The following is a 15296-nucleotide window of genomic DNA, read 5'->3' on the forward strand; positions in this document are numbered from 1 at the left end:
CGTCTGCGAGGGGCCCGTTTCCGGGGAGCGCCGCATTTAGCGAGTCTGGGCGGCGATGCAAGACTCGATTTGCGGGAATTGCATTCAGGTCGCTTCGAGCGCGCCGCGCCGGCCCGAGGTGCTCCAACTGCGCACCATCATCAGTGTGCCGAGACAGATCATGTTGGTCATCATCGACGACCCCCCATGGCTCATGAAGGGAAGGGGGATGCCCACCACCGGTGCCAAGCCCATCACCATCATCAAATTGATGGCGGCGTAGAAGAACATCGTCGCGACCATGCCCGCCGCCAGCAAGCGGTCGAACCGCTGCTCAGCATTGCGCGCGACGCTCAACCCCCACCACAGGATCGCCGCAAAGCAGAACAGCACGAACAATCCGCCCAGAAATCCCCACTCCTCCGCCATCGTCGCGAAGACGAAATCGGTGTGGGGTTCCGGCAGGTAGTTGAGATGGCTCTGCGAGCCTTCGTTGAAGCCCTTGCCGGAAAAACCGCCGGATCCGATCGCGATCTTCGACTGGGTGATGTGATAGCCCGTGCCGAGCGGATCGCTCTCGGGATCGAGAAAGGTGGTGACCCGCTTCTGTTGATAGGGCTTGAGCGCAAAGAGATAGGCGAGCGGCACCGCGATCGCCCCGGCGATACCGGCGCCAGCAAACCATAGCATCGGCAGGCCGGCTAGAAACATGATGACCACGCCGCCGAACCCGATCGCGAGCGCGGTGCCGAGGTCCGGCTGCGCCAGCACCAGCAGCATCGGCATGCCGATCAGGCCCGCAGCGGGGAGCAAAGCGCGCCAGCCGTTGATCATCCCGGTCGGCAACGTGTCGTAGAAGCGGGCGAGGGCGAGCACGATCACCGGCTTCATCAGTTCGGACGGCTGCAGCACCAGCGGGCCGATATTGAGCCAGCGCTGACTGCCCCCGCCGATCGCGCCCACGGTCTCCACCGCCAGCAGCAGTAGCAGCACCCCGCCATAAGCGGGATAGGCCATCATCCGAACGAAATCGCGGTTGAACAGCGTCATCCCCGCCGCGACGACGAACAATATGCCAAAGCGCAGCAGGTGCGAACTGGCATAGGGAGAGAAATGTCCCCCGCCCGCGGAATAGAGCACTGCCGCGCCGAACAGGGTCAGTGCGACCAGCGGAAACAGCATGCGCCATGGCAGGCGTGCGATGGGGGTGGGGACGATGGAGTTCATCGCGGCTCGGCTCCGCCGTCGTCCTCGATCGTCTCGGGCCGGGTCTGCGCCGCGTCCTGCGCCAGCTTCTCGCTATTGCGCGCGGCGGCGCGTGCCTCGGCGTCGACGCGCTTGGCGATATCGTCGTCGTGCGGGACCGGCGGCGGAATGTCGGCCCCGATATTGGAGGCGTAGCTTGCGTAATTGCGCGCGTAGCGCTCCGCCGCAGTGCCGCCCCACTGTTTCTCCAGCGCGTGGAGCGCCTCGAGCGCCTTGCCGGGATCGAACAGGAACGTCATCACGTCGCGCGCTACCGGATAGGCCGCGCCCGACCCTCCGCCATGCTCGATCGTCACCGCGCAGGCGTAGCGCGGATTGTCGAAGGGCGCGAAACAGATGAAGTGACCATGGTCGCGATATTTCCATGGGCCCGACTTGCCGTCCGAGATGTTGAGCGAAACCACCTGTGCCGTGCCGGTCTTGCCCGCCAGTTTCACCCCCTCGATCGGCAACGCGGCGCGGCCCGCCGTGCCCGGCCCGTTGACGACGTCGCTCATCGCCTGCCGCACGAATTTTACATGCTCGGGCGCGAAATCGGCCGGTGCGAAGGGCACTTTCTTGCCGTTATTGATGAGGCGCGGCTCGATATGGTGGCCCGACGCGAGGCGCGCGGTGTAAACCGCCAGCTGCAGCGGATTGAACAGCATATAGCCCTGACCGATGGTCGCGTTGACCGTGTCGTAGGTCTGCCATTCCTTCCCGTATTTCTTCATCTTCCAGGCGGGATCGGGGACGGTGCCATAGAACTGGCTGGTCACCGGCAGGTCGAATTCCTGGCCGAGACCGACCCGGCGGGCCATCGCCGCGATCGGGTTCATCCCGATCTGCTGGGCGAAGTGATAGAAATACACGTCGCAAGACTGGTAGATGCCCTTCGCCATGTCGACCCGGCCATGGCCGCCGCGTTTCCAGCAGTGGAACACGCGATTGCCGACGCGCAGACCGCCGCTGCAGGTGGTGGCCCTCTCCGGTTCGAGCCCCTCGCGCAGGAAACTCATTGCCACCATCGGCTTTACCGTGGAGCCGGGCGGGTAGAGCCCCTTGAGCACCTTGTTGCGCAAGGGGACGCGCTGGTCCTCGCGCAGCATGGCGTATTCGACGCTGCCGATCCCTTCGGAGAAGCTGTTGGGATCGAAGCTGGGCATGGAGGCCATGCACAGGATATCCCCGGTATGCGTGTCGATCACGACGACCGAGCCGGATTCGAGGCCGATCCGGCGTGCGGCGTAATCCTGCAGCGGGCCGTCGATGGTCAGGCGGACCGGATCGCCCTGGACATCGGGACGGGACGACAGATCGCGGATGATGCGCCCCGATGCCGTCACTTCGACCCGCCGCGCTCCGGGTTCACCGCGCAGATCCTGCTCGAATTCCTTCTCCAGCTCGGCCTTGCCGATCTTGTATCCCGGCGTGATCAGAATCGGATTCTTGTCCGCCTCGTACTCCTCGGCATTGGCCGGGCCGACATATCCCAGCAAATGGCCGACGGAGAGGCCGGTTGGGTAATAGCGCGAGAAGCCACGCTGCGGCACGACGCCGGGCAGCTCGGGCTGGCGCAGCACGACCGATGCGAACTGGTCGTAGGTGATACCGCTCGCCACCTCGATCGGAGCGTAGCCGCGCGCGTTTTCGAGATCATGGCGCAGGTCGCGCAGCTTGCTTTCGGGCAGCGCGAGCAACTGGCCGAGTTCACGGACCGTCCGCTCCTTGTCGTGGATCCGTTCGGGGATCAGGTCGACGCGGAAGTCGGCGCGGTTGGATGCCAGCGGGGCGCCGTTGCGATCGAGGAACCAGCCGCGCCGCGGGGGGATCAGCGTCAGGTTGACGCGGTTGCTCTCGCTCTCGGTCGCGTATTTGTCGTTCTCCGCGATCGATAGATAGGCCATCCGCCCGGCAAGCAGCAGGCCCACGCTCGCGCCGCCCATGCCCAACACGAAGCTGCGCCGGTCGAAACTCGTCCTAAGCGTAGTGGGGCTGACGAAGCGCGTCCCCTTGAACAGGGACATCAATCTTCCACCCTGAACCGGACGAGGCGGATCCTGTCGAAAATGGCGACCATGCGCGCGATAATGGGATAGCTCAGGATGGACAGCAAGGCCTGCGGCCACAGATAGGTGATCGTCACCGCGTCGATCCGCGCACCCGACAGGATCAGGCTGAGGAACAGGTACGCGGCGGAAAGGACGCTGGCGAGCAACCAGTCCTGCAGGAAGCTGCGCCATGGGAAGCGCGCCTCCAGCGCCTCTATCCCGAGAAGGATGAGCGAGTAGAGCAGGATTGCCGAACCGAACGGCTGCCCGCTGAACAGATCGTCCCATAGCCCCAGCGGAAAACCGGCCCATACGGGCACCACGCCAGGACGGATGAAACGCCATGCGAGCAACAGCAAGAGCGCCAGGGGCGGCATCAGCGGAATGGCAGAGACGACCGGCAGCGCGGTGACCAGCGATCCGAGCATGATGGTGAGCCACGGCACGACCGAGGCGAAAAAGGGCGAATGGGCGCGATTGATGCGGCTGCCATAGACATCGCGGCGGGCGCGGGGATTGAGCCGCTCCATCACTCGGCGGATGGGGCGTCGCCGCCCTCTTCGCCTGTTTGCGATCCGGGCAGGGGCTGATCGACGGGAGTGCGCGCTGCCTTGGTCAGCACGGGCTGGTAGAGCGGTTCGACCGCCACGAAATCGGCGGCGGCGGGATCGCTCACGATACGCGCGATCGCGCCATCGTCCGTCAGCTGTTCGACCAGTGCGACGGGCAGGCTGGGCTGGAAGAAGCCGCCCGCGCCGCTGGTCACGAACATATCCCCGCGTTTGAGTGGGTTGAGGCCGAGGTTGATCAGACGAATGTCGATGCGTCCGTCGCCGCGCCCTTGCGCGAAAGCGATGACGTCGCGGTCGGCGAGGCGAACGGGCAGCACGCTCTGGCTGTCGGTCAGGAGCAGGACGCGCGACGTTGTGAACGAGGTTTCGAGCACGCGGCCGACCACGCCGCGCGCAGTGCGCACGGGCATACCCGGCGTCACCCCGCGATCGCGGCCCGCGCCGATATAGCCGAAGCGGCGTGCACTCGACCCGGACGAACCGAGCATGTGGGTGATCGCAACCGGCTCAACCTCGCTGTTGCCGAGGCCGAGCAGTCCCTTCAGCCGGGCGTTTTCCTGCTTGAGCGACTGCGCCGCGGCGAGCCGGATGCGGGCAAGTTCCACTTCCCGCTTCAGCGCGGCGTTCTGGCTGCCCGCGCGCAAATAGCCGCGCACGGTTTCGATCAGCCCCTGGCTGCCTTCGCGGGCCCGGGCCGTGGTGCGAGACACGGGGCTGGTCACGTCGATCGAAACGCCGCGCAGACCGCCGAAGGCCGCGGGTTCCAACAGCGAAATGGCGAGCAGCGCCGCGCCGATCAGCGCGCCGATGCCCGCGATGACGTAACCCGTAAAAAGGCCGTATTGCGCCTTGCGCGAATGCCCCGGGCGCCGGCTCGGAGGCGCCATGTGCCTATCTCCTTACGCGTCAGGCGTTCATGAGGACGCCGCGATAGATCGGGTCCTCCATCGCTCGCCCGGTTCCGATCGCGACGCAGGACAGCGGATCTTCCGCGATGCTGACGGGCAGGCCCGTTTCTTCGCGCAGATAGGAATCAAGGCCGGAAATCAGCGCCCCGCCACCGGTGAGCACGATGCCCTGATCGACGATGTCCGCCGCCAGTTCGGGGGCGGTGTTTTCCAGCGCGATCCGTACGCCTTCCACGATGGCCCCGATCGGCTCGTTCAGAGCCTCGGCGATGTGCCCCTGGTTGATCGTGATTTCCTTGGGCACGCCGTTGACGAGGTCGCGCCCCTTGATCGTCACCGTCTGGCCGATGCCGTCTTCGGGAGCGACCGCGATGCCGTAATCCTTCTTGATCCGCTCCGCGGTGGCTTCGCCGATCAGCAGGTTGTGGTGGCGACGGACGTAAGAGACGATCGCCTCGTCCATCTTGTCGCCGCCGGTGCGCACCGATGTGGTGTAGGCGAGGCCACGCAGCGACAGGACCGCGACTTCCGTCGTGCCGCCACCGATATCGACTACCATGGAGCCGACCGGCTCCGTCACCGGCATGTCGGCGCCGATCGCGGCCGCCATCGGCTCCAGGATCAGCATGACCTGGCTGGCGCCCGCATTGCTCGCCGCGTCGCGGATCGCGCGGCGTTCGACCGAGGTCGAGCCCGACGGCACGCAGATCACGATCTCGGGCGGGCTGAACATGCTGGTCCGCTTGCCGTTCACCTTGCGGATGAAGTGCTTGATCATCTCTTCGGCGATTTCGATGTCGGCGATCACACCGTCGCGCAGAGGGCGGATGGCCTCGATCGAATCCGGCGTCTTGCCCATCATCATCTTCGCATCGTCGCCCACGGCCTTCACCCGCTTGATCCCGGCGATGGTCTCGATCGCGACCACGGACGGTTCGTTCAGGATGATGCCCTGATCGGCGACATAGACCAGCGTGTTCGCGGTCCCGAGGTCGATCGCCAGGTTCTGCGAACCGAATTTGAAGAGTTTGTTGAAAAAGCCCATTTCTGTACGCGTTCCGTAGTCTTTGCCGGATGATGGGAGGCAATGGATTGAATTGATCGCCCGATCCCGCGGGCATGCGACCGAGCGACCCCTTAACGAACGAGTCGCGAAAAGGCCAAAATTTTATCGCAAAATGCGGGATAAAACCGGCGGTTCATCTCGAAATGGCGGCATATCGTCGCTAGCGTTTGCGAGATGGCCGATATTCGCCGCCTGCCCGAAGCACTGGTCAACCGCATCGCCGCGGGGGAAGTGGTAGAGCGCCCAGCCGCCGCGCTCAAGGAACTGCTCGAAAATGCCGTCGACGCGGGGGCCACCCGCATCGCGATCGCGCTGACCGATGGGGGTCTGACCCGCATCGAGGTGACCGACGATGGCTGTGGGATGGCCCCTGCGCAGATGGCGCTCGCGCTGGAGCGGCATGCCACCTCGAAGCTGCCCGACAGCCTGATCGGGGAAGGGCAGGCGATCGAGCGGGTCGCGACGCTCGGCTTTCGGGGGGAGGCCTTGCCCTCCATCGCCAGCGTATCCCGCTTCACGCTGGAAAGCCGCCCGCACGACGCGCCGCAGGGGTGGCGCACGGTGGTCGACCATGGGGAGCGGGTGGAGGACGGGCCCGCCGCGCTGCCACCCGGCACCCGCACCCGGGTGGAGCAGGTTTTCGCCAAGGTGCCCGCGCGGCGCAAGTTCCTGCGCACCCCGCGCAGCGAATCCGCCGCATGCCTTGACGTCGTCCGCCGCTTGGCGATGGCGCGGCCGGAGATCGGCTTCACGCTCGACCATGGCGAGCGACGCGTGCTGGCGTTGCAACCGGAGCAGGGCCTGGCGGACCGCGTGGCCCAGGTCGTCGCGCGCGAGCTGCGCGAGAACGGCGTGCTGATCGACATGGAGCGCGGGGCGATGCGCCTCACCGGCGTAGCGGGCCTGCCGACCTACAATCGCGGGGTGGCGGACCACCAGTATCTGTTCGTCAACGGCCGTCCGGTGAAGGACCGCCTGCTGGTCGGCGCGGTACGCGGGGCCTATTCCGACATGCTCGCGCGCGACCGGCACGCGGTGCTGGCCTTGTTCCTCGACCTTCCGGCCGAGGATGTGGATGTGAACGTCCACCCGGCCAAGACCGAGGTTCGCTTCCGCGATGCGCAGGCCGTGCGCGGGTTCATCGTATCGGGATTACGGCAGGCGCTCTCCTCCGGCGATCGCCGCAGTGCGCAGGCGCCCGACGCCGCCGCGATGGGCCGGTGGCAGCGCGAGGGGGAGGGAGAGCCCGCACCCGCGCTGCGCTCCATTTTCCAGAACCGCGACTGGAGCGCGCCCGACGCCTCGCGCGTGGCCGAGCCCGCGGCACCATGGCGGGGCCAGGAAACGGGTGTGATGGACCAGCCGCGCGTGGATGCGCCGATGGGTCGCGCCATCGAGGCGGGGCAGCAGGTCGAAGCGGAAAACGACTACCCCCTCGGCATTGCGCGCGGTCAGGTGGCGAACACCTATATTGTCGCAGAGGCGGCGGACGGTCTCGTCCTGGTGGACCAGCACGCCGCGCATGAACGCCTGGTGCTGGAGCGGTTACGCGCGGCGGGGGCGGGCGACGCCGTCGCGCGCAGCCAGGCGCTGCTGATCCCCGACGTGGTCGAGCTGGACGAGGTCGATTGCGACCGGTTGGAGGAAGCCGCCGACCGCCTCGAAGGGCTGGGTCTCTCGATCGAGCGCTTCGGGCCCGGGGCGATGCTAGTGCGCAGCGTGCCCCATGCGCTGGCGGGATCGAACCCGCAGAAATTGCTGCGCGACATCGCGGACGATCTGGCGCATCACGGCGTCGATGGCGAGCGCGGCGCACTGCTGCTGGGCGAGAAGCTCGATCTGGTGCTGGCCACCATGGCCTGCCACGGATCGGTCCGGGCGGGCCGTGTGCTGCGGGTCGACGAGATGAACGCGCTGCTGCGCGAGATGGAGCGTACCCCGCGCTCCGGCCAGTGCAATCACGGTCGTCCGACCTGGGTGAAGCTGTCGATGGACGATGTAGAGAAACTTTTCGGGAGGCACTGATGCGCTGGATTTTCCCTTTGCTCGCCATCGCGGGTCTGGCTGCGTGCAGCGAAGAGCCAAGCGAGGAGGACAACGCCGCGAAGGTGGCGGCGGTGGAGGCGAACCAGATCCCCGCTGTCATACCCGCCACGCCCCAGCCGCTCGAGGAAGCGGTGGTGCAGAGCCACCCCGAAGGCTGTAGCTTCATAAATGCCAAAACCGGCGCGGTGATCGCCTTCGCCGGTTCGCAGTATGGGTTCATGAAGCTCGATGGATCGATGGATCGCTTCGCTCCCGATGTCGGTTCGCCGCAGACCGACGTGGGGCTGCCGAGCAACTACGACGGTGCGAATGCCTCGTTCACCTTGCACATGCAGAGCCGCGAGGAGCGGGCGGGAATGCCGGTCGGGCTGTTGACGGTGACCGACGGGTACGACCGCGTGATCTATCAAAAGGAAGGTACGGTGGATTGTCGCGGGGTGGGGCCGGGCGCGAACTAGCCTTCCATCGGTGCCGCCGGATCGCGCATCTTGATAAGCCCGTTCGACACCATTTCCAGAACCGCTTCATCGTGCTGGTTGAACGTCTTCAGCCGTGACTTAAACAGGCCCATCTCGGGCCGAGACCGGCTGCGCCGCTTTTCCAGCACCTCGCTCTCGCAGCGCAGCGTGTCGCCGGGATAGACGGGCCGCAACCAGCGCAGTTCGTCGATCCCCGGCGAGCCGAGGCTGGCGGTGGCGTTCTCGCCCATGTTGTCGACCATCATACGCATGGTCATGGCGCAGGTGTGCCAGCCGCTGGCCGAAAGCCGCCCGAAATATGTCTGCGCGGCGGCTTCCTCGTCGAGGTGGAACGGCTGCGGATCGTAACGCGAGGCGAAGTCGATCACTTCCTCGCGCGTGACTTCGTAGCTGCCGAAGGCGGCACGTGCCCCGATCTCGATATCCTCGAAATAGGTCACACCCGCTCTCCCGCCCATTTCTTCGTCAGGCGCGGAACGCCGGTACGCGGCCGTTCTCGCCCAGTTCGGGAATGATGCGATAGCGGGTCAGGATGAGGCTGAAGAGGCCGAACAGCAACAGGCCCACCGCCGTCAGCTTGAACAGGACGCCGGTGCTCGCAAGCGCGGCAACCGCATCGGCCAGGGTCTTGATCTGGTCGGCCCCCCCGGAGAAGAACCCAGCCTTCACCAGCGACAGGCCGATCACGGCATAGACGACCCCGCGCGCGCAATAGCCCGCACCGCCCAGCCAGCGGGTGAAATCGGGGGCGGAGGCGGAAATGCGGTTCATGAACTCGCCGGTCAGCCCCTTCTTGAACTGGAACAGGCTCGTGGCGAAGAAGGCGAGCCCCAAGAGGCCGAGGACGATCCCGCCGAATTCGAAGGACAGTACGCTGGACGCGGCCTGTTCCGCCCCGCCACCGCCGCTTTCGCCGCCACTTCCGGAGGTGTCGTTGGACGCGAGCTGGAACGCCGCCCATGCCAGCGTCAGGTGGCCGATGCCGCTGCCGGCATGTCCGATCCGTTCGGCCCAGCCCTTCGCGTCGGAGCCCGTGTTCTCGATATCGAACAGGGGCGAGCAGAACCGGAACAGCGCATAGGCGAGCAGGCCGACCGCCATAATCCACAGCATCGCCTCACCCGCGGGATATTCCTCGATCGCCTGGAACAACCCATCGGTGCCTTGCGCGATCCGGTTCGCATTGGTCAGCGCGAGGAACCCGAGCATGATGTAGAAGATCGCGCGGCTGAAATAGCCCACGCGCACCAACCAGCTGAACTTCTCCGACTTATCGACCATGAAAATCTCCCCTGCGTTGCGGCCTCAACGGTCGGGGGCTCCGATCGTGCCCATGATCAAACGATGGAAAGGTTCGCCGGTCCTGCCGCGATCTCGGCGCTGGCCCTGCGGCTGAGCGTACCGCCGCGGGTCGATACCTGGTCCAGCACCATGAAGTCCGTCCGCCAGCTGTCCGGCGTTACGGAGCAAACGCCATAGCCGCGCTGGTCGTTGATGAAGCGGAGCTGCGGGTTCTCAGCGAGAATGCGGTCGCTTCCGGGCCGCTGGTCCTGTCCGTCGCCGCCGCTGCTGACCGAGGTGACGACGCATTCGACGCCGACCGGTTTCTCGCCGGACATCAGCAGCCCGGCGTAGTTCTGATGCTCATCGCCGGTGAGGACGACGGCGTTGTCGACTTTCGAAAGGCGCGCCATCAGCCGTTCGCGCGGTGCCGCGTAACCCGCCCAGCTATCCAGATTGTACATCAGTTCGGGCTGGTCGTCGTCGGTACGTCGGTTGAGCGGCATCATCATGATCTGCTGCGCGATGCAGTTCCAGCGCGCGTCCTTGCGCCCGAGGTTGTCGTCGAGCCACTTCTCCTGCGCCGCGCCCAGAACCTGCGCGTTCTTGTCGAACACGGCTTCGCACGGCTCCACGCCCCATTTGTCGTCGCAGGGCTGGTTGGTGCGGAAGCTGCGCGTGTCGAGCAGGTTGATCGCCGCCAGATCGCCGAAGGCGATGCGGCGGTTGGCCAGGATCAGTTCGCCGTGCGGGATCATCGAACGGCGCACGGGCATGTTCTCGTACCATGCCTGCATCGCGGCCTGGCGGCGCAGCGCGAAGACCTCCGGCGGGATCGAGGGATCCTGCGCGAAATCGTCGACCCAGTTGTTCTGGACCTCGTGGTCGTCGAACGTCGACAGGAACACCTGCGAACTGCGCGCCGCCTGCAGGTCCAGATCGAGCAGGTACTGCGCATAATGCTGGCGGTAATCGGTTAGAGAGATGACTTCGCGCAGCCGGTGCTCGCGCACCTTGGGCACCGGCAGCCGGTCGGGCCCGTAATTGTAGTCGTACGCATATTCGTACATGAAATCGCCATAGTGGAAGACGAAAGCGAGATCGTCCTCCGCAATGTCGCGATAGGCGGTATAGAAACCGCTTTCGTAATGCTGGCACCCGCACACGCCGAAGCGCAGCTGGCCGACCGGCGTGCCGGCGACGGGCAGCGTCCGCGCGCGGCCGGTGAGCGACCGGTCCGAACCGACGGTGAAGCGGTACCAATAGGGGCGGTCGGGCTTCAGTCCGGAAACTTCGACATGAACGCTGTGGCCCAGTTCCGGCCGGGCAAGCTCGGTCCCCTTCGCCGCGATGGTGCGAAAACGGTCGTCTTCGGCCACTTCCCAGTCTACCGGCAGGGCCGACATCGGCACGCCCGCATGCTGGCCGAACGGATCGGGCGCGAGGCGCGTCCACAGCACGAAACCATCGCTGGCCGGATCGCCCGACGCGACGCCGAGCTTGAACGGATACTCCGCGAACCAGCTTTGCGCGGAAAGGATCGCGGGAGCGGAGAGGGTCGCCGCGGCGGCGCCGACGGCGGTGGTGCGGATAAGCGAGCGGCGTGTAATCATGTTCAGGCCCCTACGACGCGGTCGTGACGGTTGCGTGGCAAGGTCAGACGTTGAACTTGAACAGCATGATGTCGCCGTCCTGCACCAGGTACTCCTTCCCCTCCTGCCGCAGTTTGCCCGCCTCGCGTGCGCCCGCTTCGCCGTTCAGGGCGATGTAGTCGTCATAGGCGATGGTCTCGGCCCGGATGAAGCCCTTCTCGAAATCGGTATGGATCTCGCCCGCAGCCTGCGGTGCCTTCGCCCCGGCGGGAAAGGTCCAGGCGCGCGTTTCCTTCGGCCCCGCGGTAAAGAACGTGTTGAGCGAGAGGAGCTTGTAGCCCGCACGGATCACGCGCGAGAGGCCGCTTTCCGTCAGGCCCAGCTCGGCGAGGTATTCGGCGCGGTCGCCCGGGTCCATCGCCACCAGCTCGGCCTCGATCGCAGCGGAGACCACCACCGCCTCGGCACCTTCGCGCTCCGCCTTGGCGAAGACTTCGGCGGAGAAGGCGTTGCCTTCGGCGGCGTCTTCCTCACCCACATTGCAGACATAGAGCACCGGCTTGGCGGTCAGGAGCTGCGCCTGTCGGAACAACCGCGCCTCCTCCTCGTCGTTGGGCTGCGTCAGTCGGGCGGGCTTGCCGTCGCGCAGCAGGTCGAGCGCCTGGCCCAGCACGCTGGCCATGATCTTCGCTTCCTTGTCGCCGCCGGTCGCGCGCTTGGCCGCGGCGGGCACGCGCTTCTCCAGGCTTTCGAGGTCGGAGAGCATCAGCTCGGTCTCCACCACCTCGGCATCGGCGATCGGATCGACCTTGTTCGACACATGCTGAATATCGTCGTCCTCGAAGCAGCGCAGGACGTGGACGATCGCGTCGACCTCGCGGATATTGCCGAGGAACTGGTTGCCTAGCCCTTCGCCCTGACTGGCCCCTTTGACCAGTCCGGCGATGTCGACGAAGGCGAGCTGGGTCGGCAGGACCTTCGCGCTGCCCGCGATCTTGGCGATCTTCTCCAGCCGCTCGTCCGGCACGGAGACCTGCCCGACATTGGGCTCGATCGTGCAGAAGGGGTAGTTCGCCGCCTGCGCGGCCTGCGTTTCGGTCAAGGCATTGAACAGCGTGGACTTGCCGACATTGGGCAGGCCCACGATCCCGCATCGAAAACCCATCGTCGGCTCCGGTAGATCGTGAAATTGAAAGGTCGGGCGCGCCTTAGCGGGGCGGGGCGGGCAGGGCTAGTCCCGCACGCGCGGGCGGCTTTCGCTTGTCACGATCGCCAAGTCCGGCATAGTCGCGCGCGATGTACCGGATCGCCATCCCGCTCGCTGCGCTCGCCCTGCTGGCGGGTTGCAAGACCACCGACAGCGACGAGTGGAATGGCGGGCAGACGACGCCGTTCAACCAGGCGAAGAACTCCTGCTTCGATCAGGCGGACAACCATGCACAGGAAGGAAAGCAGACCGCGTTCTTCATCGGCTGCATGGGCGCGCTGGGGTGGGAGCCGAAGAACCCCAACATGAGCATAGACGGGCTCGACGACTAATCCTGCTGGCGCATGGCGACGTCGCTCATGAAGCGCTCGTCCTCGCCCGCGGCAAGCCGGTCGGCCTCCGCGCCGATCGCGGCGAGCATGTCAGCCAGCGGGTCCATCTCCGCCTTCGCGTAGTTGCCCAGAACGTGCCCGGTCACGCGGTCCTTGTGCCCCGGGTGCCCGATACCGATCCGCACGCGGCGAAAGTCCGGCCCGATATGCTGGTCGATGCTGCGCAGGCCGTTATGCCCGGCGAGCCCGCCGCCGGTGCGCACCTTTACCTTCATCGGCGCAAGGTCGAGTTCGTCGTGGAATACGGTGAGCGCTTCAGGCCCCAGTTTGTAGAACCGCAGCGCCTCGCCCACGGCGCGCCCGCTCTCGTTCATGAAGGTCGCAGGCTTCAGCAGCAGCACCTTCTCGGTACCGATCCGCCCCTCCTGCACCCAGCCGGAGAACTTCTTCTGCACGCTGCCGAAATCGTGCATCTCCGCGACCACGTCGCACACCATGAAGCCGACATTGTGCCGGTGGAGCGCATATTGCGGTCCGGGATTTCCGAGGCCTGTCCAGATTTGCATGGCCGCCGCCTAGCGCGTCTCGCGGGCGGGGGGAAGGTGATGGGGGCTTGGTGGCGTGTGAGGGAGCGGAGCGATGATGACGAAGGGCAGCTTTCCGGGCATTGGTGGGCACGCTTCGATGTCTGGAATGGGTGGGAAGCGGCCATTCGACAAAGAGGATGCGATAGTCGCTACTCGCTCGCCGTACAGGGAAGATCTGCGGCGTAGATACGCCATCCTGCGACAGTTGCGGCGCGTTGGCGATCCGAACCGCCGTTCACGATGTCTCCGAAGCTCTTGCCGGTAATCTGATTGAGCACTGCGTCGAGGCCATCCACAACTTGTTCCGGGCCATAGTGGCGAATTCCTTCGAAAGCGTCCGGAGCACGATTCACGAGAGATATTGCCTGCGTGCGCAACGCGCGTCGATCATCCATCTGGGCGATGATGGCGGGCACCGCTGCTTCGCCAAGTTCCTCAAGTCGGTCAAACACCCGCTGCTGCTGAACGCCTCTGACTCGACCAAGCCGGGCGATGAGTGCGCGGACTTTTGCGTATTGCGGTAGAGTGGTGTCGCCTTGCCAGGATTCTAGTATTCGCGCTTGCCGGACCGCCTCGGCACGCACTGTCGCCAAGGTTAGGTCGGTTGCCGGCTTTAGCGCGTCCGGGGTGTAGCCCGCGAAATACACACCGACCGAACCGTCATCCACGCGCGTAAGAAAAAGAATTGCCGGCTCACCCGCAAGGCCGAGCACCGCCTCATTTGAGGGCTTATAGGCAGCGTCCCGCGGATAGAAGCGGACGGTCGTACTGCTCAAACTCTCGCCCTTTACTACAACCTCTACCCGAGTCGGAATGTCCAAGTACTCTGGCGATGGTTTGCGCGCTTCGTAAACGAGGCGCTCTTTTGGGACATCCATCCTTCCGATGAGAACGAGATCAGAGGCAGCGAGCAAGTTAGCAAGCTTGGTGTCAGTGGGACATGCGCGCGACAAAACGGGTGTGGCAGGAACAACACTCCATCCAAGAACGAGCGCGAGGAGAATGGATTGCAGCATGACTTTGTCAGCTATGCCAGCTGTGGAGCATGTCCGCTATGGGGTCGTTAGCCCACAGGCCGCTTCCTTTCGAAAAATCGCTCCAAGCCGACAGTTCTACTGTCCGCAAAAAAGCAAAACGCCGGCCTTCCGCGTAGGGAAAGCCGGCGCTGCTGTTCGTTTCCGAAGAAAACGGTATCGGGTGGCTTACTCGCCCTCGACCACGTGGTCGTCTTCGCCCTCGACCGTCTCGGCGTGCTGCTCGATGACTTCGGTCTCGGTGACCTCGTCGCCTTCCTCGCCCTCGGCGCGCTTGAGCGCGGACGGGGCGACCAGCGTGGCGATGGTGAAGTCGCGATCGGTGATGGCGCTCTCGGCACCCTCGGGCAGCTTGACCTCGCTGATGTGGATCGAATCGCCGACATCCTTGCCGGTGACGTCGATCTCGATCTCGGCGGGGATGTCCTCGCCGTCGCAGATCAGCTCCAGCTCGTGGCGCACGACGTTCAGCACGCCGCCCTTCTTGAGGCCGGGGCTCGCTTCTTCGTTGAGGAACACGACAGGCACGTTCACCTCGATCTTCGCGCCCTTGACCAGGCGATAGAAGTCGACATGCAGCGGCCGGTCGGTAACCGGGTGGAATGCGACGTCCTTGGGAATGGTGCGCACACCCTTGCCGCTGCCGGTCTCGATCGTGACGACCGAGTTCATGAAGTGGCCCGTGCCGAGCTGGCGCATGAGCAGCCGTTCCTCGACATGGATGGGGGTGGGTTCTTCCTTGCCGCCATAGATCACGGCGGGGACACGGCCTTCGCGACGCAGTGCCCGGGAGGCTCCCTTGCCTGCCCGGTCGCGCGTCTCGGCCGGCAAAGTCAGAGCGTCGCTCATCGGATTACCTTTCGAAATGCGGTTGGTTGGTTCATCGGTGCCACGCCTCCAGGGATGACCATGGCTGC

At 65.3% G+C, this 15296-nt stretch carries 15 protein-coding genes; 3 read left to right on the forward strand and 12 right to left on the reverse strand.

Going from position 1 to position 15296, the window contains the following annotated elements:
- Positions 1–84: 84 nt before the first annotated feature.
- From rodA to MKP08_RS10485, 5 genes are read right to left on the reverse strand one after another with little or no spacing between them, the layout of a single operon-like run.
- Positions 85–1206, reverse strand: coding sequence for a rod shape-determining protein RodA (gene rodA / locus MKP08_RS10465; RefSeq protein WP_241553775.1), 1122 nt, complete (start codon positions 1204–1206; stop codon positions 85–87).
- The gene (mrdA, locus tag MKP08_RS10470) at positions 1203–3251 is read right to left on the reverse strand and encodes a penicillin-binding protein 2 (protein WP_241553776.1); all 2049 of its coding nucleotides are present in this window, start codon (positions 3249–3251) and stop codon (positions 1203–1205) included. Before mrdA ends, rodA begins: the two co-directional genes overlap by 4 nt.
- Positions 3251–3805 (reverse strand): rod shape-determining protein MreD, encoded by a 555-nt coding sequence (mreD, locus tag MKP08_RS10475; protein ID WP_241553777.1) that lies wholly within the window; start codon positions 3803–3805, stop codon positions 3251–3253. The genes mrdA and mreD overlap by 1 nt, the downstream gene beginning before the upstream one ends.
- Positions 3805–4734 (reverse strand): rod shape-determining protein MreC, encoded by a 930-nt coding sequence (gene mreC, locus MKP08_RS10480; RefSeq protein WP_241553778.1) that lies wholly within the window; start codon positions 4732–4734, stop codon positions 3805–3807. Before mreC ends, mreD begins: the two co-directional genes overlap by 1 nt.
- Before the next feature lie 19 nt (positions 4735–4753).
- Entirely contained in the window at positions 4754–5800 is a 1047-nt protein-coding gene (locus tag MKP08_RS10485; RefSeq protein ID WP_241553779.1) for a rod shape-determining protein, read from the reverse strand.
- Between the two features lie 195 nt (positions 5801–5995).
- Between MKP08_RS10485 and mutL the strand changes: the two genes are divergently transcribed.
- Together mutL and MKP08_RS10495 are read left to right on the forward strand one after the other, a co-directional pair.
- On the forward strand, positions 5996–7846 hold the full coding sequence (gene mutL / locus MKP08_RS10490; RefSeq protein ID WP_241553780.1) for a DNA mismatch repair endonuclease MutL: 1851 nt from the start codon (positions 5996–5998) through the stop codon (positions 7844–7846).
- Positions 7846–8325, forward strand: a complete 480-nt coding sequence (locus tag MKP08_RS10495) for a hypothetical protein (RefSeq protein ID WP_241553781.1) — start codon at positions 7846–7848, stop codon at positions 8323–8325. The genes mutL and MKP08_RS10495 overlap by 1 nt, the downstream gene beginning before the upstream one ends.
- On the opposite strand, the gene MKP08_RS10500 is transcribed toward MKP08_RS10495, so the two are convergent.
- From MKP08_RS10500 to ychF, 4 genes are read right to left on the reverse strand one after another with little or no spacing between them, the layout of a single operon-like run.
- Positions 8322–8786, reverse strand: a complete 465-nt coding sequence (locus MKP08_RS10500; protein WP_241553782.1) for a MaoC family dehydratase — start codon at positions 8784–8786, stop codon at positions 8322–8324. The two genes, MKP08_RS10495 and MKP08_RS10500, sit on opposite strands and share 4 nt — an antisense overlap.
- 25 nt (positions 8787–8811) lie before the next feature.
- On the reverse strand, positions 8812–9627 hold the full coding sequence (locus MKP08_RS10505; protein ID WP_241553783.1) for a DUF1206 domain-containing protein: 816 nt from the start codon (positions 9625–9627) through the stop codon (positions 8812–8814).
- Between the two features lie 56 nt (positions 9628–9683).
- Positions 9684–11240, reverse strand: coding sequence for an alkaline phosphatase (locus MKP08_RS10510; protein WP_241553784.1), 1557 nt, complete (start codon positions 11238–11240; stop codon positions 9684–9686).
- 43 nt (positions 11241–11283) lie between these two features.
- Positions 11284–12384, reverse strand: coding sequence for a redox-regulated ATPase YchF (ychF, locus tag MKP08_RS10515; RefSeq protein ID WP_241553785.1), 1101 nt, complete (start codon positions 12382–12384; stop codon positions 11284–11286).
- Between the two features lie 131 nt (positions 12385–12515).
- Between ychF and MKP08_RS10520 the strand changes: the two genes are divergently transcribed.
- The gene (locus MKP08_RS10520; RefSeq protein WP_241553786.1) at positions 12516–12758 is read left to right on the forward strand and encodes a hypothetical protein; all 243 of its coding nucleotides are present in this window, start codon (positions 12516–12518) and stop codon (positions 12756–12758) included.
- Here MKP08_RS10520 and pth read toward each other — a convergent pair.
- From pth to MKP08_RS10535, 3 genes are all read right to left on the reverse strand, one after another.
- Complete coding sequence (gene pth / locus MKP08_RS10525) at positions 12755–13324, reverse strand: aminoacyl-tRNA hydrolase (protein ID WP_241553787.1); 570 nt, start codon at positions 13322–13324, stop codon at positions 12755–12757. The two genes, MKP08_RS10520 and pth, sit on opposite strands and share 4 nt — an antisense overlap.
- Before the next feature lie 170 nt (positions 13325–13494).
- Positions 13495–14121 (reverse strand): hypothetical protein, encoded by a 627-nt coding sequence (locus MKP08_RS10530; RefSeq protein WP_241553788.1) that lies wholly within the window; start codon positions 14119–14121, stop codon positions 13495–13497.
- A gap of 426 nt (positions 14122–14547) precedes the next feature.
- Complete coding sequence (locus tag MKP08_RS10535; protein WP_215228250.1) at positions 14548–15228, reverse strand: 50S ribosomal protein L25/general stress protein Ctc; 681 nt, start codon at positions 15226–15228, stop codon at positions 14548–14550.
- Positions 15229–15296: the final 68 nt, after the last annotated feature.

The organism is Erythrobacter sp. LQ02-29, from assembly GCF_022576075.2.
Lineage (GTDB): Bacteria > Pseudomonadota > Alphaproteobacteria > Sphingomonadales > Sphingomonadaceae > Alteriqipengyuania.